The sequence below is a fragment of the Streptomyces sp. Je 1-332 genome (genome assembly GCF_040730185.1).
Lineage (GTDB): Bacteria > Actinomycetota > Actinomycetes > Streptomycetales > Streptomycetaceae > Streptomyces.
In genome coordinates, this window is the sequence record NZ_CP160402.1 from 4,169,686 (window position 1) to 4,188,088 (window position 18,403).

Annotated in this window: 18 protein-coding genes and 1 tRNA gene; 10 read left to right on the plus strand and 9 right to left on the minus strand. The window is 70.3% G+C overall.

The window, feature by feature from the left end:
* Nucleotides 1-299 precede the first annotated feature (299 nt).
* Nucleotides 300-386: transfer RNA gene (locus tag ABXJ52_RS18865), tRNA-Leu, on the plus strand.
* A 258-nt stretch (nucleotides 387-644) separates the two neighbouring features.
* On the opposite strand, the gene ABXJ52_RS18870 is transcribed toward ABXJ52_RS18865, so the two are convergent.
* Nucleotides 645-1,862, minus strand: a complete 1,218-nt coding sequence (locus tag ABXJ52_RS18870) for an MFS transporter (RefSeq protein ID WP_367049126.1) — start codon at nucleotides 1,860-1,862, stop codon at nucleotides 645-647.
* Nucleotides 1,863-2,095: 233 nt separating this feature from the next.
* Between ABXJ52_RS18870 and ABXJ52_RS18875 the strand changes: the two genes are divergently transcribed.
* From ABXJ52_RS18875 to ABXJ52_RS18890, 4 genes are all read left to right on the plus strand, one after another.
* Nucleotides 2,096-2,473 carry an ArsR family transcriptional regulator gene (locus tag ABXJ52_RS18875; RefSeq protein WP_367043760.1) on the plus strand — a complete coding sequence of 126 codons (378 nt, stop codon included), beginning with the start codon at nucleotides 2,096-2,098 and terminating at the stop codon, nucleotides 2,471-2,473.
* Between the two features lie 167 nt (nucleotides 2,474-2,640).
* Nucleotides 2,641-4,164 carry a DUF2252 domain-containing protein gene (locus ABXJ52_RS18880; protein WP_367043761.1) on the plus strand — a complete coding sequence of 508 codons (1,524 nt, stop codon included), beginning with the start codon at nucleotides 2,641-2,643 and terminating at the stop codon, nucleotides 4,162-4,164.
* Between the two features lie 196 nt (nucleotides 4,165-4,360).
* On the plus strand, nucleotides 4,361-5,248 hold the full coding sequence (locus ABXJ52_RS18885) for a J domain-containing protein (RefSeq protein ID WP_367043762.1): 888 nt from the start codon (nucleotides 4,361-4,363) through the stop codon (nucleotides 5,246-5,248).
* Nucleotides 5,249-5,270: 22 nt separating this feature from the next.
* Nucleotides 5,271-5,618, plus strand: a complete 348-nt coding sequence (locus ABXJ52_RS18890) for a rhodanese-like domain-containing protein (protein WP_367043763.1) — start codon at nucleotides 5,271-5,273, stop codon at nucleotides 5,616-5,618.
* A 158-nt stretch (nucleotides 5,619-5,776) separates the two neighbouring features.
* Here the strand turns inward: ABXJ52_RS18890 and ABXJ52_RS18895 are convergent, their stop codons facing one another.
* From ABXJ52_RS18895 to paaA, 6 genes are all read right to left on the minus strand, one after another.
* Nucleotides 5,777-6,910 carry an acyl-CoA dehydrogenase family protein gene (locus tag ABXJ52_RS18895; protein WP_367043764.1) on the minus strand — a complete coding sequence of 378 codons (1,134 nt, stop codon included), beginning with the start codon at nucleotides 6,908-6,910 and terminating at the stop codon, nucleotides 5,777-5,779.
* Between the two features lie 154 nt (nucleotides 6,911-7,064).
* Entirely contained in the window at nucleotides 7,065-8,141 is a 1,077-nt protein-coding gene (locus tag ABXJ52_RS18900) for a 2Fe-2S iron-sulfur cluster-binding protein (protein WP_367043765.1), read from the minus strand.
* Nucleotides 8,141-8,632, minus strand: coding sequence for a 1,2-phenylacetyl-CoA epoxidase subunit PaaD (gene paaD, locus ABXJ52_RS18905; protein WP_367043766.1), 492 nt, complete (start codon nucleotides 8,630-8,632; stop codon nucleotides 8,141-8,143). Before paaD ends, ABXJ52_RS18900 begins: the two co-directional genes overlap by 1 nt.
* On the minus strand, nucleotides 8,626-9,393 hold the full coding sequence (gene paaC / locus ABXJ52_RS18910; protein ID WP_367043767.1) for a 1,2-phenylacetyl-CoA epoxidase subunit PaaC: 768 nt from the start codon (nucleotides 9,391-9,393) through the stop codon (nucleotides 8,626-8,628). Before paaC ends, paaD begins: the two co-directional genes overlap by 7 nt.
* Nucleotides 9,390-9,680 carry a 1,2-phenylacetyl-CoA epoxidase subunit PaaB gene (gene paaB / locus ABXJ52_RS18915; protein WP_160506146.1) on the minus strand — a complete coding sequence of 97 codons (291 nt, stop codon included), beginning with the start codon at nucleotides 9,678-9,680 and terminating at the stop codon, nucleotides 9,390-9,392. The genes paaC and paaB overlap by 4 nt, the downstream gene beginning before the upstream one ends.
* Nucleotides 9,677-10,675 (minus strand): 1,2-phenylacetyl-CoA epoxidase subunit PaaA, encoded by a 999-nt coding sequence (paaA, locus tag ABXJ52_RS18920; protein ID WP_367043768.1) that lies wholly within the window; start codon nucleotides 10,673-10,675, stop codon nucleotides 9,677-9,679. The genes paaB and paaA overlap by 4 nt, the downstream gene beginning before the upstream one ends.
* A gap of 223 nt (nucleotides 10,676-10,898) precedes the next feature.
* On the opposite strand from paaA, the gene ABXJ52_RS18925 reads away from it, so the two are divergent.
* From ABXJ52_RS18925 to ABXJ52_RS18935, 3 genes are all read left to right on the plus strand, one after another.
* Nucleotides 10,899-11,645, plus strand: a complete 747-nt coding sequence (locus ABXJ52_RS18925; protein WP_367043769.1) for a DUF5819 family protein — start codon at nucleotides 10,899-10,901, stop codon at nucleotides 11,643-11,645.
* Nucleotides 11,642-12,919, plus strand: a complete 1,278-nt coding sequence (locus tag ABXJ52_RS18930) for an HTTM domain-containing protein (RefSeq protein ID WP_367043770.1) — start codon at nucleotides 11,642-11,644, stop codon at nucleotides 12,917-12,919. Before ABXJ52_RS18925 ends, ABXJ52_RS18930 begins: the two co-directional genes overlap by 4 nt.
* Before the next feature lie 97 nt (nucleotides 12,920-13,016).
* Nucleotides 13,017-13,805 (plus strand): RNA methyltransferase, encoded by a 789-nt coding sequence (locus ABXJ52_RS18935; protein ID WP_367043771.1) that lies wholly within the window; start codon nucleotides 13,017-13,019, stop codon nucleotides 13,803-13,805.
* Between the two features lie 15 nt (nucleotides 13,806-13,820).
* Here ABXJ52_RS18935 and paaN read toward each other — a convergent pair whose 3' ends face one another.
* Nucleotides 13,821-15,512 carry a phenylacetic acid degradation protein PaaN gene (gene paaN / locus ABXJ52_RS18940; protein WP_367043772.1) on the minus strand — a complete coding sequence of 564 codons (1,692 nt, stop codon included), beginning with the start codon at nucleotides 15,510-15,512 and terminating at the stop codon, nucleotides 13,821-13,823.
* Between the two features lie 195 nt (nucleotides 15,513-15,707).
* Here paaN and ABXJ52_RS18945 point away from each other — a divergent pair, with 195 nt between their 5' ends.
* Nucleotides 15,708-17,225 carry a 3-hydroxyacyl-CoA dehydrogenase gene (locus ABXJ52_RS18945; protein ID WP_367043773.1) on the plus strand — a complete coding sequence of 506 codons (1,518 nt, stop codon included), beginning with the start codon at nucleotides 15,708-15,710 and terminating at the stop codon, nucleotides 17,223-17,225.
* Nucleotides 17,222-17,815 carry a TetR/AcrR family transcriptional regulator gene (locus ABXJ52_RS18950; protein WP_367043774.1) on the plus strand — a complete coding sequence of 198 codons (594 nt, stop codon included), beginning with the start codon at nucleotides 17,222-17,224 and terminating at the stop codon, nucleotides 17,813-17,815. Before ABXJ52_RS18945 ends, ABXJ52_RS18950 begins: the two co-directional genes overlap by 4 nt.
* Before the next feature lie 21 nt (nucleotides 17,816-17,836).
* Here ABXJ52_RS18950 and ABXJ52_RS18955 read toward each other — a convergent pair whose 3' ends face one another.
* Entirely contained in the window at nucleotides 17,837-18,403 is a 567-nt protein-coding gene (locus tag ABXJ52_RS18955) for an Lrp/AsnC family transcriptional regulator (protein WP_367043775.1), read from the minus strand.

Sequence of the window (18,403 nt, forward strand, 5' to 3'; positions counted from 1 at the left end):
GGCTCCTCCACCAGGGATCGTAGAGGGGCGGCAAAGAGGGGGCCTCAAACCAGTGTCCCGCACCTGACTGCGGACCATCGCCGGGCACGGCGCAAGTCGGTCGGTCCTGGTTCTCTCCGGTTCCGTCCGGATCTACTGGGCAGGTGCCCCCGGATCACTTGGGCAGGTGCCCCCGAATACGGATGTGAATCCACCCTCGGCAGCGTGCTAATCTTCTGGATGTCGGAAGGCGCTCGCACCACACAGTGTTCACACACAGTGTCTGCGCGAAGCGGTGAGAGACCCAAGACAACACCCATGCGCGGGTGGCGGAATAGGCAGACGCGCTGGATTCAGGTTCCAGTGCCCGAAAGGGCGTGGGGGTTCAACTCCCCCCTCGCGCACCATGTGGAGCGCGCCTCCATCAGGATGCAAGTCCTGGTGGGGGCCCGCTTTCGCGTTCCGGGCCGGGTGGGTTCGGGGCTCGCAGGAGTACTCACGGGAGTGCTCACAGGAGTGGGGCCCGGCGGTGAGATAGGTCACTGCCGGGCCTGTTCTGTATGTGCGGTCGGCGGGGCTCGGGGAGGTGATCCCGGGGCGTTCGGGTGGGGCACTCGGGCAGGCGTTCGGGCGGGGCGTTTGGGCCGGGGCGTTTGGGCCGGGGCCTATGCGGGTTCGGTGGCCTGGCGGCGGGCCAGTACCACCAGGCCGCCGGAGACCGCCATGGCCACCAGGGCGATGCCGAAGATTGTCGCGCCGCTGGTCAGGCCGACCGCGTCGCTGAGGAACCCGGCTGCGACCGGGAGGATGCCGGCCGGCACGTAACCCCCGACATTGAGCGCCGCGTTGGCCTCGGCCAGCCGTTGCGAGGGCACCACGGCGTTGAGCAGGGAGAGCCCGCCGAGTTGGCCCGTGCCCTGGCCGGCCCCCGCGAGCAGGGCAGCGGCGATCAGCAGTCCGACCGACGAGGTGTGCACGGCGGCCATCAGGGCGGCCATGCCGACCGTCGTACTCATCGCACCGGCGAGCAGGATGGTGCGTACCCGCAGCTTCTGTACCGCGAACTGGACCCCGGTCGCGGCCAGGAACATCACGAAGGCCATGGCTCCGGCGACGATGCGGCTGGTGGTGCCGAGGAGACCGGAGAGCAGGGAGGGGCCCAGCGACAGCACGAACGATGTCGCGGTGATGCCGGGGGCGAACACGGCGATGCCGAGGAGGAGTTGGCTGCCGTTGCCGCGCGGGACTGCCGGGACGCGGAGCCAGGATGCCTTCCGGGTGGGCGCCCCGGCCGTGGCGGCGCCATCGAGGGCACCCTCGGTGACGCCCTTGGCGGAGCGGGACTTCCTCGGCAGCGGCATGCGCAGGACGGCCATGAACGCCGCAGCGAGGAGGACGATCTCCACCACGAAGACCGTCACGGTCGGCGCGGGGGCCGTCTCTGAGAGCACGCCGGCCAGGAGCGGGCCGAGGCCCGCGCCCAGGACCATGGCGCACGACGCGAGCAGGGCGCCGAGCCGCTTACGAGCCGGGCCTGCCACATCCGAGACCGCCGCCATGCCCGCGGAGACCACGGCTCCGACCGCGATACCGGTGAACAGCCTGGCGATGATCAGGGCGACCACTGACGACGCGGTCGCGAAGATCAGGCAGGCCACCGCGGCGAGCGCCATGGCGGGAAGCAGGACGGGCTTGCGTCCTACGCGGTCCGAGACCACTCCCGAGACCAGCAGCGAAGCGATCAACCCCACGATGTACCAGGCGAAGATCACGGTCAGCATGCCCTTGGAGAAGCCGATGTCACGCTGCCAGAGCACGTACAGCGGTGTCGCCGCGTTGGAGAGGACGAAGACGGCGGTGACGGGCCACGCGGCCAGCCAGATCCACCACCGGGGGGCGGCCGTCGCGCTTCCCGAGTCCCTACCCGCCGTGCCCCTGCTCCCGGTGCTTGCGCTCTTCGGCTGATGCGGCGGCGTTAGCTGATGTGGCGCCGCTTGTACGTCCGTCACTGCGTCTCCCCTGCTTGTCTCCAGTACGAGTTGAGTCGAACATACCTCCTGTACGATTGGAGTCGTACATAGGGACCGCGCTTGTACCGCGTTACAGGAAGATGCCGATGGCCACGTTCAACATCCCGCCCGCCCTCACCGATCCGCCCCCGCCTCTCGCTGAACCGGCGGTCGAAGAGCTGCGCCTCGAGGTCGTGATGGGGGCGCTGAGCGATCCGCTGCGGATGGGGATCGTCCGCAAGCTCCTCCTCGACTCCGAGGACTTCGACCACTCCTGCGGCTGGTTCGGCCTTGCCCGGCCGAAGTCCTCACTCACCCATCACTTCCGCGCACTCCGGGACGCGGGCCTCACCCGGCAGCGCCAGTACGGACTGGAACGCCGCAGCCAGGTACGGATCGACGATCTCAACGCACGTTTTCCCGGGCTGCTCGACCTGGTGGCCGCATGGCAGCCGGCGGAGGGCGCAGAGAGCGGCGGTGCGTAGGCGTAGGCGACGGGAGGGAGTAGGGGGAGGAAGAGGGAGGAGGGGGGATTGGTGAGCGGAAACGAGGTTATCCACAGGCTCTGACGCCGTCCGGCGCCCAGGGGTACCTTCGATTCCAGGCGGGTCCACGAGGGCCTGCCGGACGCGGGGGATGCGGGGGCGAGGCAATGGTCAGGGCTGGTGTCGACAGTGCGGGGACCGGCGGGGCTGGCACGGACAGCGCGGGGCCCGGTGGTTCGGGGGCAGCTGGGGCGCGGCTTCCGTACGTCAAGGGGTTCGCTCAGCGGTCCTTGCAGGGCGGGTCGGGGTCGGCGGGACCGGTGGGGGCGGTCGGTTCGACGGTTTCGCCGAAGCGGGAGGGCAAAGCGCTGCGGGCACGCGTCAGCCGTGCCTCGCACGAGCGGTTCGTCGAGGACGAGGGCCGTCCCGATCCCGTCGACGCCGTGGAGGAGTCCAACCGCTGCAGACTCCCCGAGCTCACGCCCATCCGGATGGGCAGGATGGCCGCGTCGCCCTTCGCCTTCCTCCGCGGAGCCGCCGGCCTGATGGCGTACGACCTCGCGCGAACCCCCGTGACGGGGATCGGCGCCCAGATATGTGGTGACGCCCACGCCGCGAACTTCGGTCTGTACGGCGATGCGCGGGGCGGCCTCATCATTGACCTGAACGACTTCGACGAGACGGTGCACGGGCCCTGGGAGTGGGACGTGAAGCGTCTCGCGGCCTCCCTCGTGCTCGCGGGGCGAGAGGCGGGGGCGAGCGAGGACGTCTGCAGGGAAGCCGCGTTCGACGCGGTGGGTGCCTATCGGCGCACGATGCGGCTGCTCGCGAAGCTCCCCGCGCTCGACGCGTGGAACGCCATCGCGGACGAGGAGTTGGTCTCGCACACCGACGCGCGGGACCTGCTCGGCACGCTGGAAAGCGTCTCCGAGAAGGCACGGCAGAACACGAGCGCCCGGTTCGCCGCCAAGTCGACCGAGCGCGTCGAGGACGAGGACGGTCTCGTGGGGCGCCGCTTCGTCGACGCCCCACCGGTGCTCCGGCGAATACCGGACGCGGAGGCGGCCGAGGTCACCTCCGCCCTCGAGGAATATGTGGGCACGCTCTCCGAGGACCGGCTGCCGCTGCTCGCGCGGTACGCGATCCAGGACGTGGCGTTCCGCGTCGTGGGCACAGGCAGCGTCGGCCTGCGGTCGTACGTGGTGCTGCTGCTCGACCACCGGGGTGAGCCCTTGGTGCTCCAGGTCAAGGAGGCGTGTCCCTCCGCCCTGCTTCCGCATCTGCCCACGGTCGGCTTCACGGCGCCTTCGGTCACGCACGAAGGACACCGGGTGGTGCTGGGGCAGAAACGGATGCAGGTGGTCAGCGACTTCCTGCTGGGGTGGACGACGGTGGCCGGGCGGGCTTTCCAGGTACGGCAGTTCAGGAACCGCAAGGGCAGCGTGGACCCGGCGGCGCTGGCAGCCGACCAGATGGACGACTACGGCCGGATGACGGGAGCTCTGCTGGCCCGCGCGCACGCGCACAGCGCCGACCCTCGGCTCATCGCTGGGTACGTCGGCAAGAACGACGAGCTGGACACGGCGGTGGCCGCGTTCGCGGTGACGTACGCGAACCGCACGGAGGCGGACCACACGGAACTGGTCCGCGCGGTCAAGGAGGGACGGGTGGCGGCGGAGGCGGGGGTGTGAGGAGGGAGTGAGGGGGTGGGGAGGGGGAGGGAGGGGGGAGGGCCCCCAGTAGAAGGCCACCGGCAAGGGCGTCCGGCGAGGCCGAGCTAGGCCCCAGGCGGCGTGGCCCCGATGGCCCGGTGGCGGTGTCCGGTCAGCCCGGCGGCGTTGCCTGCCGCTCGGTCGGGGTGGTGGCGCGGTGGCCTAGGCTGGACGGGTGACGACCCCGGAAGCCGAGCCCACGCAGCCCCAGACGCCCGACCCCGGGCCCGCGACCGCCGGTCGCGAGGCTCCTGACGGGGCCGGGACGGCGGCGGGGCAGGAGGGCGCCGCGCGGCCGGAGGACCGTCTTGAGAAGGCGGTCCGGGCGGCGGAGCAGGCGCTGATCGAGTACGAGATCGCCGTCGAGACGTTCCGGGTCGAGGTGGAGAACTTCTCCCGGCTCCACCACCAGAAGCTCGGCCCGATGTACGCGCGCCTCGACGAGCTGGACGCCGAGATCGCCGAGGCTCTGGCCGCCCGCAGTGGTGACCCCGAGGACCGGCGCAGGGCGGACGAGGCACGGGCGCGGGTCATGCCGATGCCGGGGGTCGAGGAGTTGTTCCACGGCTGGATGGACGGCGACGGTCTGTATCCGGAGGCCGCCGCGATGCTGACCGATCAGTCGGTGCGGCCGCCGCAGCGGGTGCGGCCCAGCGACGAGGCCCGCAAGCTCTACCGCGAGCTCGTCCGCAAGTCCCACCCCGACCTGGCTCAGGACGACCAGGAACGTGGCCGCCGCGAGGAGTTCATCACGCGGGTGAACGCCGCCTACGCGCGTGGGGACGAGCCCCTGCTGCGGGAACTGTCCGACGAGTGGGCGGCCGGCCCGGTGGCCGAGCAGCGGTGGCCGAGCAAGAGCGAAGAGCTCTACGCACGCCTTGAGTGGCTCTCCCAGCGCAAGGAGCTGCTCTCCGTGGTCGCACGCGAGCTGGAGGAGGGTGCGATCGGCGCGATGCTGCGGATGGCGCCGGACGATCCGGACCAGCTCCTCGACGAGATCGCCGAGCAGCTGCTCGCCCAGGTCACCGAGCGCGAGGCGGAACTCGCGCGGCTGACCGCCTAGCCCGTCGGGTAGCGTCGGAGGCATGGCTTTCGGATCTCACGTGCCCACGGTCGGCGTCGACGACCTCGCGAGCGGCGACTTTCTTCTTGATGTCCGCGAGGACGAGGAATGGCAGGCAGGGCACGCAGAGGGCGCGCTGCACATCCCGATGAGCGAGTTCGTCGCCCGTTACGGGGAGCTGACCGAGGCCGCGCCGCAGGACGGCAAGGTCAACGTCATCTGCCGGGTCGGCGGCCGCTCGGCGCAGGTCGCCATGTACCTCGTCCAGCAGGGTGTCGACGCGGTGAACGTCGACGGCGGCATGCAGAGCTGGGAGGCCGCGGGTCGACCTGTCGTCGACGACAAGGGCGGCCCGGGCGTCGTGATCTAGCTCAGCGACGCCGTCAGCCGGTCAAATTCCAGCGGCTCGACACTCCAGCGGTTCGACACTCCAGCGGCTCGACACTCCAGCGGTTCGACACTCCAGCCGTTCGCGTCTTCTGGCGTTCGCGTCTTCAGCCGTACGAGGCTTCGGCCGTTCCCGCGTCCTCAGCCGAGTGGGTGGGCGGCCAGTAGTTCGCCCAGTGCCTCCTCGTGTGCCGCTGCCGGGCCGAGGGACAGCTCCAGTTGTTTGGCCCACGCGTGGTAGCGGTGCAGGGGGTAGTCGGTGTCGGATCCGAAGCCGCCGTGCAGGTGCTGCGCCGTCTGCACCACTCTGCGTACGCCGTCCGACGCCCAGATCTTGGCGACGGCGACGTCTCCCGTGGCGGGCAGGGCGCCGCTCGCGCCGGTGCTGATGCGCCAGGCGGCCTGCCAGAGGGTGACCTCCATGGCGCGCAGGTCGATGTAACGGTCGGCTGCCTGCACGGCCACCGCCTGGAAGGTCGCGACGGGGAAGCCGAACTGCTCGCGTTTGCCGGTGTATTCGCTGGTCATGCTCAGCACGCCCTCGCCGAGACCGAGCGCGAGGGCGCAGGTCCCGGTGGTGAGCAGATCGCGCAGCCAGTCCCAGGCCCCTTCGGCCTGGATGACGTCGGCGTCGCCGATCCGTACGGATTCCAGGCCGAGCTCGCCCAGGTGCTCACCGCTCGTGGAGACCTGCTCGGCGAGGGTGGGGCCTTCGTGCGCGCGGGGGATCAGTGCGAGGACGGTCCGGCCGGCCGATGTGTGGGCGGGCACCACGATGAGGTCGGCGTTCTGTGCCCAGGGCACGGCTGTCTGGGTGCCGTCGAGCAGCCAGTCCTCGCCGTCCTGCCGTGCGGTGACGGCGAGTTCGGCGGGGTCGTGTCCGCTGCGGCCGTTCGACGCGATGGTCAGGACGAGGTCCCCGCGGGCGGCTCCCGGCAGGAGACGCTGCTTCAACTCCGCGCTGCCGTATGTCTGTACGGCATAGGCGGCGGCGCTGCTTTCCAGGAGTGGGACCCGCGCGAGCTTCTTCGCGGACTCGCGCAGGATCAGGCAGAGGGCGATGACGTCCAGGCCCGCGCCGCCGTACTCGGGGTCGAGGAGCAGGCTCAGCAGGTCCGCTCCGGCGAGCTTGGTCCACAGCGCGCGGTCGAAGTCCTCGGCGACGGCGCCCGGTACGAGGGCGGGGCTCGGCACGCCGTCGGGCGCGACGGAGGCGAAGAGTGCCTTCGCCGCCTCGACGGCTGCCTGCTGTTCCTCGGTGAAGGTGAAGTCCACTGCTTGTCCTCCCGCGCACCGGCCAGGCTTCTGTCTCTTGTCTGTATCTGGTCTGTCTCCGGCTACTGCGCCGATGGGTCTGACGAACCGTCAAGATAAGACGTCAAGATAGAACAGGTTCTACGGGAAGGGAACACGCCTGCGCTCGGGGCTCTCAGCGGTCGAAGTCCAACTCCACTGTGGCCGTGGCCGGATGGGACTGACACGCGAGCACATATCCCGCCTCGGTCTCCTCCGGCTCCAGCGCGAAGTTGCGGTCCATCCGCACCTCACCCGAGACCCGGAAGGCCCGGCAGGTCCCGCACACCCCGCCCTTGCAGGCGTACGGCGCGTCCGCGCGGTTGCGCAGCACGGTGTCGAGGAGGGACTCCCCGTCCTGGACCGGCCAGGTGCCGGAGCGGCCGTCGAGCGTCACCGTCACGGTGCTGTGCGCGGGGGCGGTCGCCGTCGCGGCGGGTATCGGAGAGGCGAGGCCGCCGTCCACGTGGAAGATCTCCTCGTGGATGCGCTGACGCGTCACGCCTAGCCCGCGCAGTGTCTTCTCCGCACCCTGCACCAGACCGAACGGACCGCACAGGAACCAGCCCGCGACCTCATCGACCGGCAGCAGTGCGGGCAGCAGTCTGCCCAGCCGCTCCTCGTCGAGCCGTCCGGAGTCGAGCCCCGACTGCTGTTCCTCGCGGGAGAGCACCGTGACCAGCTGGAAGCGGTCCGGCCAGCGGTCCTTGAGGTCGGCGACCTCCTCCAGGAACATCGTCGACGCGGCGGTGCGATCGCTCCGGATGAGGCAGAACGTGGCCTGCGGGTCGCGCTCCAGGAGCGTCGTGACGATGGAGAGCACCGGTGTGATCCCGCTGCCGCCGACGACTGCCGCATAGCGCCCGGGCGCAGGCTCCAGTGTGAAGCGACCGGCCGGGGTCATCACATCGAGAACATCGCCGACGGCGACTTCCTTGAGGGCGTACGTCGAGAAGGCGCCGCCTTCGACGAAGCGCACCCCGACCCGCAGGGTCCGTGGCTCCGAGGGGCTCTCGGGGTGGGGCGCGGGCGCGCAGATCGAGTACGTACGCCGGATTTCCGTGCCGTCGACGAAGCGGCGGACGGCGAGATGCTGGCCCGCCACGAAGTGGTACTCCTCGCGCAGGTCGGGGGGCACCTCGAAGGTCAGCGTCACGGAGTCGTCGGTGAGCTGCTCGACCGCCGCTACCCGGAGCTGGTGGAAGCGGGCCATCACAACTCCTTGAAGTGGTCGAACGGTTCACGGCAGGCGGCGCACCTGCGCAGCGCCTTGCAGGCGGTCGACGAGAAACGGCTGAGCAGTTCGGTGTCGGTCGAGCCGCAGTGCGGGCAGCGGACGGAGAGGGTGAGGGGTATCGGTCCGTCGGCGCTGTGCGGGCGCGGGGGCGCGATGCCGAACTCGGCGAGCTTGCGGCGGCCCTCGGCGCTGATGTCGTCCGTCGACCAGGCGGGGGAGAGCACGGTGCGCACGGAGACCTCCGCCATGCCGCGCTCACGCAGGACCTGCTCGATGTCGGCGATCATGGTCTCTATGGCCGGGCAGCCGGTGTACGTGGGGGTCAGCTCGACGTCGACCTTGCCGATGCCGCGGACGTGCACGCCGCGCAGGACTCCGAGCTCGGCCAGCGTGATGACCGGTAGCTCCGGGTCGGGCACGGAGCCCGCGAGGGCCATGAGTTCCTCTTCGAGGGCGGTGGTCACCATGACGCCCCCGGGTGGCTGCGGTGCAGGTGCTGCATCTCGGCGAGCATCCGCCCGAAGGATTCGGTGTGCAGGCCCTGGCGTCCCGCGCCCGCGGCCCAGGCCCCTTCCTGGGGGCCGACGGGCACGGTCAGAGTCGCCTTCTCGATGACGGCGGTCACCGAAGCGGTCCAACTCGTGCGCAGGGTCTGCCAGTCGACGCCCGCTCCTTCGTCCGCCCCGTCCAACCCGCCCGCCCCGTCGAGGCCTTCCACCGGCTGGAACATCTCACCGGTGAATCGCCAGAGCGCGTCGAGTCCGCGCTCCATCCGCTCATGGCTCTCCGCCGTACCGTCACCGAGCCGCAGCGTCCACTGCCCCGCGTGGTCCTGGTGATAGGCGACTTCCTTGACCGCCTTCGCCGCCAGCGGGGCGAACGTGGAGTCCCCGCTCGCCAACTGGCCGTACAGCAGGGTTTGGTACGTGGAGAAGTAGAGCTGGCGGGCGATGGTGTGGGCGAAATCGCCGTTCGGCTGCTCGACCAGCTGGAGGTTGCGGAAGGCCCGTTCCTCGCGCAGGTAGGCCAGTTCGTCCTCGTCCCCTGCCAGGGAGAGCAGGACGCGTGCCTGGCCGAGCAGGTCGAGGGCGATGTTCGCGAGGGCGACCTCTTCCTCCAGGACGGGCGCGTGGCCCGCCCACTCCCCCAGCCGGTGCGAGAGCACCAGCGCGTCATCACCCAGGGCGAGGGCGGCTGCGGTGGCCGTCGGGGCCGGCGGCGGGGTCACAGGTGCTTCACCCCGTCCGGGATGTCGTAGAAGGTCGGGTGGCGGTAGGGCTTGTCGCCCGCCGGTTCGAAGAAGGAGTCCTTCTCGTCGGGCGAGGAGGCGGTGATCTGTGTGGACGGCACGACCCAGATCGAGACGCCTTCGCTTCTGCGGGTGTACAGATCGCGGGCGTTGCGCAGGGCCATTTCCGCGTCCGGCGCGTGCAGGCTGCCCGCGTGAGTGTGGGAGAGCCCGCGGCGGGAGCGCACGAACACCTCCCACAGCGGCCAGTCGGTCGAGCTGCTCATGCCTTCGCCTCCCCGTGCTTGGCGGCGAACGCCGCTGCTGCCTCGCGCACCCAGGCTCCTTCTTCATGCGCGGTCCTGCGCTGCGTGATCCGCTGTTCGTTGCAGGGGCCGTTGCCCTTGAGGACCGCCCAGAACTCCGTCCAGTCGATCGGGCCGAAGTCGTGATGCCCTCGCTCCTCGTTCCACACCAGGTCCGGGTCGGGGAGCGTGAGACCGAGGGACTCGGCCTGGGGGACGCAGATGTCCACGAAGCGCTGGCGCAGCTCGTCGTTCGAGTGGCGCTTGATCTTCCAGGTCATCGACTGCTCGGAGTGCGACGACTCGTCGTCGGGCGGGCCGAACATCATCAGGGAGGGCCACCACCAGCGGTCCACCGCGTCTTGCGCCATCGCGTGCTGGGCCTCGGTGCCCCGGCTGAGGGCGAGCAGGGATTCATACCCCTGGCGCTGGTGGAACGACTCCTCCTTGCAGACGCGGACCATGGCGCGGGCATAGGGGCCGTAGGAACAGCGGCAGAGAGGGACTTGGTTCGTGATCGCGGCGCCGTCCACCAGCCAGCCGATCGCGCCCACGTCGGCCCAGGTCAGGGTGGGGTAGTTGAAGATCGACGAGTACTTCTGGCGGCCCGAGTGCAGCTTGTCGAGCAGCTCGTCGCGGCTGGTGCCGAGGGTCTCGGCGGCGCTGTACAGATACAGGCCGTGACCGGCCTCGTCCTGCACCTTGGCCATCAGGATCGCCTTGCGCCGCAGGGAGGGGGCGCGCGTGATCCAGTTGGCTTCCGGCTGCATGCCGATGATCTCGGAGTGTGCGTGCTGCGCTATTTGCCTGACCAGCGAGGCGCGATACGCGTCGGGCATCCAGTCCCGCGGCTCGATGCGTTCGTCGGCCGCGACGGCGGCGTCGAAGGCCGCTTCATGGGCCGCCGTGCGTGCGTCATCGCCCGCTGCCCGGTCCGGCTCGGACCGGGCCGTCTGATGCTCGGCTGCTGTCGCCATCGCGGTCCCCCTCGACCTCTAGCTGGCTACCGACCGATCGTTCGGTTCGTGGAATTCAATGGTGCGGCTCAGCGCCATAAGGTGTCAACCCTGTGGATAACTTCACGGACGCTGTAACTGGCGCGTCGGCATGAGTACCGTTCCGCTGCGACGGGCGGTAGAGAGCCGTGTGACGGGCGGGCCGACGGGCGCACCACCGTGCGGGATCGGGAATCGGGGCGGAATGGACGCGAAAGACAACAACGCGAACGAGCCGCCGCCCCCATCCTCGGAGTCCGTGACGGCCCCGCCCCCGCCCCGCGCCGGTATCGCAGCCCTCTCCCCGCGCTACCAGGTGGTCGCCGCGCTCGCGCTCGCGCTCATCGCCGTCACGGCCTGCGTCCACGTCGGGATGCTCTTTCTCCATGTCGCCCCCGCGAACACCATGACCAAGCAGCACGGGCAGGCCGTCGACGACTGGATCTATCCCGAGTTCGAGCAGAACTGGAAGCTCTTCGCCCCGAACCCGATGCAGCAGAACATCGCGGTGCAGGCCCGTGCCGAGATGCGCACGGACAGCGGAACGACCCGGACCACCGGCTGGTACGACCTCTCCGCGCGCGACGGCGCCGCCATCGACGGCAATCTGCTGCCCAGCCACACGCAGCAGAACGAACTGCGCAGGGCCTGGGACTTCTACGTCGGTGCTCATGACGCGCAGAATCGTCCCCGCGGTCTGCGCGGGGAGCTCTCGGAGCGCTACATCCGCCGCATCGTGATGATGCGCATCGATCGTGAGGAGCCACTCGGCAAGGGCGCCACCATCGACCGCGTCCAGGTCCGCTCCAGGACCACGAACGTGCCGCCCCCCGAGTGGAGCGATGAGAAGGTCTCGACGAAGCCGGTGCTCCGCCAGCTGCCGTGGTGGTCCGTGGCGCCCGACGACATGCCTCTGGGCGAGGCCTGGAAGTCCGAGAGGGATGCCCGATGAACCGCTTCGGCTCCCTGCTCGGGCGCGGCATGGAACGGGTCACGGCGTCCGCTCTCGGCCCCTACCAGACCGCCGTGGTCCGCATCGGGTTCGCCGCCACCTGGCTGCTCTTCCTGCTGCGCGAACTCCCCCACCGCCATGAGCTGTACGGGCCCGAAAGCCCGTGGAGCTGGGACATGGCCCAGCAGCTCATCGCGGAGAACGACGCCTTCACGGCCCTGATGTGGTCCGACGGACGCATCTGGTTCGAGGCCGTGTACGTACTCGCCGTCCTGAGCAGCGTCCTGCTGATGCTCGGCTGGCGCACGCGCACGATGTCCGTGCTCTTCATGATCGGTGTGCTCTCGCTGCAGAACCGCTCCATCTTCATGGGCGACGGCGGCGACAACGTCATCCACCTCATGGCCACCTACCTGGTGTTCACGCGCTGTGGCCAGGTCTGGTCGCTGGACGCCCTGCGAGCGGCACGCGCGCGTGCCGCCTCCGTCGACCAAGGAACGACGCCGGTCGATCCGGCCAGGACGGCACAGCCCGTCGACAAGGCCGGGCCCGTGCTGTGGTGGCTCCTCGGGCTCGGCCTCTCCTTGGTGACGTTCATGGGGGAGCTCAGCGGTGGCTGGCTGCTGCTCTTCTGGGGTCTGTGGCTCGCGCACGGCCTGTGGTGGGCCGTCGGACGGCGCGCGCCCGACGGTGAGGCGCGCAAGCTGCTCGACGTCATCGTCAAGCTCGCGCACAACGCCGCGCTGCTGGTGATCATGGTCGAGGCGTGTCTGATCTATGCGACGGCCGGCTGGTACAAGATCCAGGGCAGCCGCTGGCAGGACGGCACGGCCATCTACTACCCGCTGCGTCTCGACTACTTCTCCCCCTGGCCCGCGCTCTCCGACCTGCTCGCCTCACACGGCCTCATGGTGATGCTGGTGACGTACGGGACGGTCGCCGTGCAGGTCGCCTTCCCCTTCACCCTCTTCAACAGGCGGGTTAAGAACGTCCTCCTGGCCGCCATGATCTTCGAGCACGCGGTCATCGCGGTCGTTCTCGGCCTGCCGTTCTTCTCGCTGGCGATGATCGCGGCCGATGCCGTGTTCCTGCCGACGTCATTCCTGCGCCGCGTCGGCGGATGGACGGCACGCGCGCGTGGAGCGCTGTTGTCGCGGTTTGGTCGGGGTGGCGAGGTGCCGGGGCAGCGCGGGGCGGACGAGGAGCCGGCCGGGGAAGCCACCGAGCACGCGCGCGTAGGCTTTCCGTTCATGAGCGGGACGTACAAGCGATGAGCGGGACGTACAAGCGATGAGCGGGACGTACACGGGATGAGCGGGACGTACACGGGATGAGCGGCGCCGTACCAGCGGTGAGCAGGGCGTACGCCGGATGAACGCGACGCGCCGGCGTGATCCGGACGGGGCCGTGCGTGACTGGCGGACGGCCGCCGAGGCCTCCGTGCTGCTCGACGGCTTCCACGCCATCAAGCACGCGCTGCGCTTCGGAGCGCTGATTCCCTCGGCACTGACGAGCGACAGGGCCGCTGTCCATGCCCTCGCCGACGAGCTCGCGCCCGACGTGAAGGATGTCCTGGACGAACTCCTCGTCCAAGTCCCGGACAGCGCTCTGCGCGCCCTTGTGCCGCGTCTGCATCCCACGGGCGTGGCCGCCCTCGCGGTACGCCCTTCCCGGACGGCCAACCTGGACGCGCTGGCCCGGATGCCGAGGGCCGCGCCGGTCGTCGTCCTCGACGACCCCCGCAATCTGGGCAACGCCGGGGCCGTCATCCGGCTCGCTGCGGGGTTCGGGGCGACGGGAGTCGTCACGACGGGCACGCTCGACCCCTGGCATCCCACGGTCGTACGCGGTGGCGCGGGCCTGCACTTCGCCACGGCCGTCGAGCGGGTGGACGTCGCCGAGCTGCCGCCGGGGCCCGTCTTCGCGCTCGACGCGGAAGGCGAGGACATCCGCGGTCTCAAGCTGCCGGACGATGCCGTACTGGCCTTCGGGTCGGAGCGCAGTGGCCTGTCCGCGCGGCTGCGGGAGCGCGCCGACCATCTGGTGTCGCTGCCGATGCGGCCCCAGGTCTCCAGCTACAACCTGGCCACCAGCGTCGGAATGACGCTCTTCCACTGGTCGGCGGGGTCGGCGGGCAGGCCTCCGGGCACGGAGGCCTGAGCCCGCCGCCGGACATCAGGCGTCCCTGCGCACCTCCACCACGCGGAAGCGGTTGGCCACGAAGGCGCCGTCGCACAGGGCGGCGTTCGCTGCGGGGTTGCCGCCCGAGCCGTGGAAGTCCGAGAAGGCCGCCGTCTGGTTCACATAGACGCCGCCCGTGAGGTTCAAGGAGAGCTGGGCGCACTCCTCCAGGCAGGTCTCCTCCACGGCGCCGGACACCTCCTCCGACGTCGTGTACGCGCCGACCGTCATGGCGCCCTTGTCGCGCACCGTGCGGCGCAGCAGCTCCACGGCGTCCGACGCCGAGTCGACCGCGACGGCGAACGAGACGGGGCCGAAGCACTCGTTCAGATAGACCGCCTCGGCGTCCGGCTTCGCGCCGTCCAGCTTGACGATGACGGGGGTGCGGACCACGGCGTCCGGGAACTCCGCGTTGTTGATCTCCCGTGAGGGGAGGGCCACTTCACCGAGACCGGCCGCCGCCTCCAGGCGGGCCTTCACGTCCGGGTTGACCAGGGCGCCGAGGATGCCGTTCGCCCTGGCGTCGTCGCCGAGCAGGCCGTTCACCGACGCGGCGAGGTCGGACACCACGTCGTCGTACGTCTTCGCTCCGGCGTCCGTCGTGATGCCGGCCCGGGGAATCAGGAGGTTCTGCGGGGTCGTGCACATCTGGCCGCTGTACAGCGACAAGGAGAAGGCGAGGTTGGCCAGCATTCCCTTGTAGTTGTCCGTCGAGTCGACGACGACCGTGTTCACACCGGCCTTTTCCGTGTAGACCTGCGCCTGGCGGGCGTTGGCCTCCAGCCAGTCACCGAAGGCGGTCGAACCCGTGTAGTCGATGATCTTGATCTCGGGGCGCACGGCGAGGGTCTTGGCGATTCCTTCGTCCGGTCGCTCGGCGGCCAGGCACACCAGGTTCGGGTCGAAGCCCGCGTCGGCGAGGGCCTCGCGCGCGATGCGCACGGTCAGCGCGAGCGGGAGCACCGCGCGTGGGTGGGGCTTGACCAGGACCGGGTTGCCGGTGGCCAGGGAGGCGAACAGGCCGGGGTAGCCGTTCCACGTCGGGAAGGTGTTGCAGCCGATCAGGAGCGCGATGCCGCGGGCCACGGGCGTGAAACGCTTGTTCAGGCCGATCGGGTCGCGCTTGCCCTGGGGCTTGGACCACTCGGCGTTGTCGGGGGTGCGGGACTGCTCGACGTACGCGTACGCCACCGCTTCGAGGCCGCGGTCCTGGGCGTGGGGTCCGCCCGCCTGGAAGGCCATCATGAAGGCCTGGCCGCTGGTGTGCATGACCGCGTGCGCCAGCTCGTGCGTGCGCGCGCTGACGCGCGACAGGATCTCCAGGCACACCATCGCGCGCACTTCCGCGCCCGCGTCGCGCCAGGCGCGCATCCCGGCACGCATCGCAGGCAGCAGTGTGTCGATGTCCGGGTGGGGATAGGTGATGCCCAACTCGGGGCCGTACGGCGAGACTTCCGCGCCGGTCCAGTCGTCCGTGCCCGGCTGGTCGAGGTCGAATCGGCTGCCCAGGAGCGCGTCGAAGGCGGCCTTGCCCTCGGGCAGGCTCAGGCTGCCGTTCTCTCCATAGGCCTTGGGGTGCTCGGGGTGCGGCGACCAGTACGCGCGCGTGCGGATCGTCTCCAGCGCCTGGTCGAGTGTGGGCCGGTGCGTGGCGATCAGCTGGTGCGCGGTGAGTTCGGCGGCCATAGGGGACCAACTCCTCGTCGAGCCGGCTCTTCGTCGAGCCGGCGAGCTGGGCAGGGCGGTGGGCAGGAACGGACAGACAGAGCTAGAGTAACCGAACGATCGGTCGGGACAAGGGGGTCCGCCGAACCTGTGGACAACTTCTCGCCGGGCACCCCGCACCCTCCGGCGGACACCTCGTGCGGGAGGATCGCGAGCATGACAGCACTCGAGCTCAGCAGCCCCGTTGCCGTGGTCGGCACCGGCACCATGGGGCAGGGCATCGCCCAGGTAGCCCTGCTGGCGGGCCACCCCGTGCGGCTGTACGACGCCGTCGACGGCCGGGCGAAGACCGCGGCCGCCGCGATCGCCGCACGCCTCGACCGGCTCGTCGACAAGGGCAGGATCACCGCCGCCGACCGGTCCGCCGCGGGAGACCGGCTCGCACCGGTCGCCGGCCTCGCCAAGCTGGCCGGGTGCGGACTCGTCATCGAGGCGATCCTGGAGGAACTGTCCGTGAAGCAGCGCCTCTTCGAAGAGCTGGAAGAGATCGTCGCCGAGGAGTGCCTCCTCGCCACGAACACGTCGTCCCTCTCCGTCACCGCCATCGCCGGCACGCTCAAGAAGCCCGGACGCTTCGTCGGCCTGCACTTCTTCAACCCCGCGCCGCTCCTCCCCCTCGTCGAGGTCGTCAGCGGCTTCGCGACCGACGAAACGGCCGCCACGCGCGCGTACGAGACGGCCCGGACCTGGGGCAAGACGCCTGTACGCAGCGCGGACACCCCCGGCTTCATCGTCAACCGGATCGCCCGGCCCTTCTACGCCGAGGCGCTGCGCGTCTACGAGGAGCGGGCCGCCGACCCGGCCACCATCGACGCCGTCCTGCGCGAGTCCGGCGGCTTCAAGATGGGCCCCTTCGAGCTGACGGACCTCATCGGCCAAGACGTGAACGAGGCCGTCACCCGCTCCGTGTGGGAGTCCTTCTTCCAGGACCCCAAGTTCACCCCGGCGCTCGCCCAGCGCCGCCTCGTCGAATCACGCCGCCTGGGCCGCAAGTCCGGGCAGGGCTGGTACGCGTATGGGGACGACGCCCCGCGCGCGGAGCCGCACACGGCGGCGCCCGCACCGGCCCCGGCGTCCGTCGCGGTGCACGGCGAGCTGTTTCAGGCGCACGCCCTTGCGGAGCTGATCGACGGCTCCGGGATCGACGTCGCGTACAAGGAGCCGATCGACCCCGACTTCCCCGGCTGGATCGAACTGCCCAGCGGTGTGCGGCTCTTCCTGGCCGACGGTTCCGCGGCGGACGACGCCGAGGCGCCGGTGATCCACTTCGATCTGGCGCTCGACTACCGTTCCGCGACCAGGATCGCCCTGGCGCCCGCCGTGACGGTGAGCGAGGACCAGCTCCGCGAGGCGGTGGGCCTCTTCCAGGCGCTGGGCAAGCAGGTCAGCGTCGTCGCCGATGTCCCGGGGATGATCGTGGCCCGTACCGTCGCCATGCTCGTGGACTTCGCCCATGACGCCGTCGCGCGCGGTGTCGCCAACAGGGAGGACATCGACACGGCGATGCGCCTGGGGGTCAACTACCCACGCGGGCCTCTCGCGTGGGGCGAGGAACTCGGCGCGAACTGGGCCGCCGGCACCCTGGAACGCCTGCACCTGGAGTACCCCACCGGCCGCTACGCGCCGTCCCAGGCGCTACGCCGGGCGGCAGCGCGAGAGGACCACTTCGCATGACCACCACCAGGCGCGACACGTACACCCCGGACACCCTCCTGTCGGTGGCGGTCCGGGTCTTCAACGAGCGCGGTTACGACGGCACGTCCATGGAGCACCTCTCCAAGGCGGCCGGCATCTCCAAGTCCTCGATCTACCACCACGTCTCCGGCAAGGAGGAGTTGCTGCGCCGCGCGGTGAGCCGCGCGCTCGACGGGCTCTTCGGAATCCTCGCCGAGGACCACGCGCGCGTGGGCACCGCGGTACAGCGCCTGGAGCACGTCACGCGCCGCACCGTCGAGGTGCTGATCGCGGAACTGCCCTATGTGACGCTGCTGCTGCGCGTGCGCGGCAACACCGACACCGAGCGGTGGGCGATGGAGCGGCGCAGGGAGTTCGACCAGCAGGTCGCCGACCTGCTCAAGGAGGCCGTGGCCGACGGCGACCTGCGCTCGGACGTCGAGCTGCGCCTCGCCACCCGGCTGCTCTTCGGGATGATCAACTCCATTGTGGAGTGGTACCGCCCGGACGCCCGTGGTGCCTCCTCGGGCGAGCAGGTCGCCGACGCCGTCGTGCAGCTGGCCTTCGCGGGGCTGCGCAGCGGCGGCTGACGGTTCAGCTCCCCGGCCCGGTCAGCTCTCCGGATCCAGGTCGTCCTCCTCGAAGACCAGCAGCGTACGCGTGCTGAGCACTTCGGGGATGGACTGCAGCCGGGTGAGGACCAGCTCGCGCAGCGCGCGGTTGTCCGGCGTGTGCACCAGGAGCAGTACGTCGAAGTCCCCACTGACCAGCGCGATGTGCGAGGCGCCCGGCAGGGTGCGCAGATGTTCGCGGACCGTGCGCCAGGTGTTCTGGACGATCTTGAGCGTGATGTAGGCGGACGCGCCCTGGCCTGCCCGCTCGTGGTTGATCCGGGCTCCGAAGCCACGGATGACGCCGTCGTCGATGAGCCGGTTGATGCGTGCGTAGGCGTTGGCCCGGGACACATGGACGCGCTCGGCCACGGACCGTATCGACGCGCGACCGTCCGTGTGCAGGATGTGCAGGATGTCGCGGTCGATCGAGTCCAGCGGGCGGGGCAGGGGCTCCTGGCGGTCGCCGGCCGCGTCCCTCGGACGGGGCAGGCCCTCCTGGCGGTCGCCGGACCGGTCTTCGGGACGATCACTGTCGCGCCCGTCGGCCATTCGTTCAGATGCCAT

Coding starts and splice junctions, on each gene's coding strand:
- ABXJ52_RS18875 (WP_367043760.1), top strand. CDS start 2,096: ATGGCCACGTTCAACATCCCGCCCGCCCTCACCGATCCGCCCCCGCCT.
- ABXJ52_RS18880 (WP_367043761.1), top strand. CDS start 2,641: ATGGTCAGGGCTGGTGTCGACAGTGCGGGGACCGGCGGGGCTGGCACG.
- ABXJ52_RS18890 (WP_367043763.1), top strand. CDS start 5,271: ATGGCTTTCGGATCTCACGTGCCCACGGTCGGCGTCGACGACCTCGCG.
- ABXJ52_RS18900 (WP_367043765.1), bottom strand. CDS start 8,141: ATGGCCCGCTTCCACCAGCTCCGGGTAGCGGCGGTCGAGCAGCTCACC.
- paaD (WP_367043766.1), bottom strand. CDS start 8,632: ATGGTGACCACCGCCCTCGAAGAGGAACTCATGGCCCTCGCGGGCTCC.
- paaB (WP_160506146.1), bottom strand. CDS start 9,680: ATGAGCAGCTCGACCGACTGGCCGCTGTGGGAGGTGTTCGTGCGCTCC.
- paaA (WP_367043768.1), bottom strand. CDS start 10,675: ATGGCGACAGCAGCCGAGCATCAGACGGCCCGGTCCGAGCCGGACCGG.
- ABXJ52_RS18925 (WP_367043769.1), top strand. CDS start 10,899: ATGGACGCGAAAGACAACAACGCGAACGAGCCGCCGCCCCCATCCTCG.
- ABXJ52_RS18930 (WP_367043770.1), top strand. CDS start 11,642: ATGAACCGCTTCGGCTCCCTGCTCGGGCGCGGCATGGAACGGGTCACG.
- ABXJ52_RS18935 (WP_367043771.1), top strand. CDS start 13,017: ATGAACGCGACGCGCCGGCGTGATCCGGACGGGGCCGTGCGTGACTGG.
- paaN (WP_367043772.1), bottom strand. CDS start 15,512: ATGGCCGCCGAACTCACCGCGCACCAGCTGATCGCCACGCACCGGCCC.
- ABXJ52_RS18945 (WP_367043773.1), top strand. CDS start 15,708: ATGACAGCACTCGAGCTCAGCAGCCCCGTTGCCGTGGTCGGCACCGGC.
- ABXJ52_RS18950 (WP_367043774.1), top strand. CDS start 17,222: ATGACCACCACCAGGCGCGACACGTACACCCCGGACACCCTCCTGTCG.
- ABXJ52_RS18955 (WP_367043775.1), bottom strand. CDS start 18,403: ATGGCATCTGAACGAATGGCCGACGGGCGCGACAGTGATCGTCCCGAA.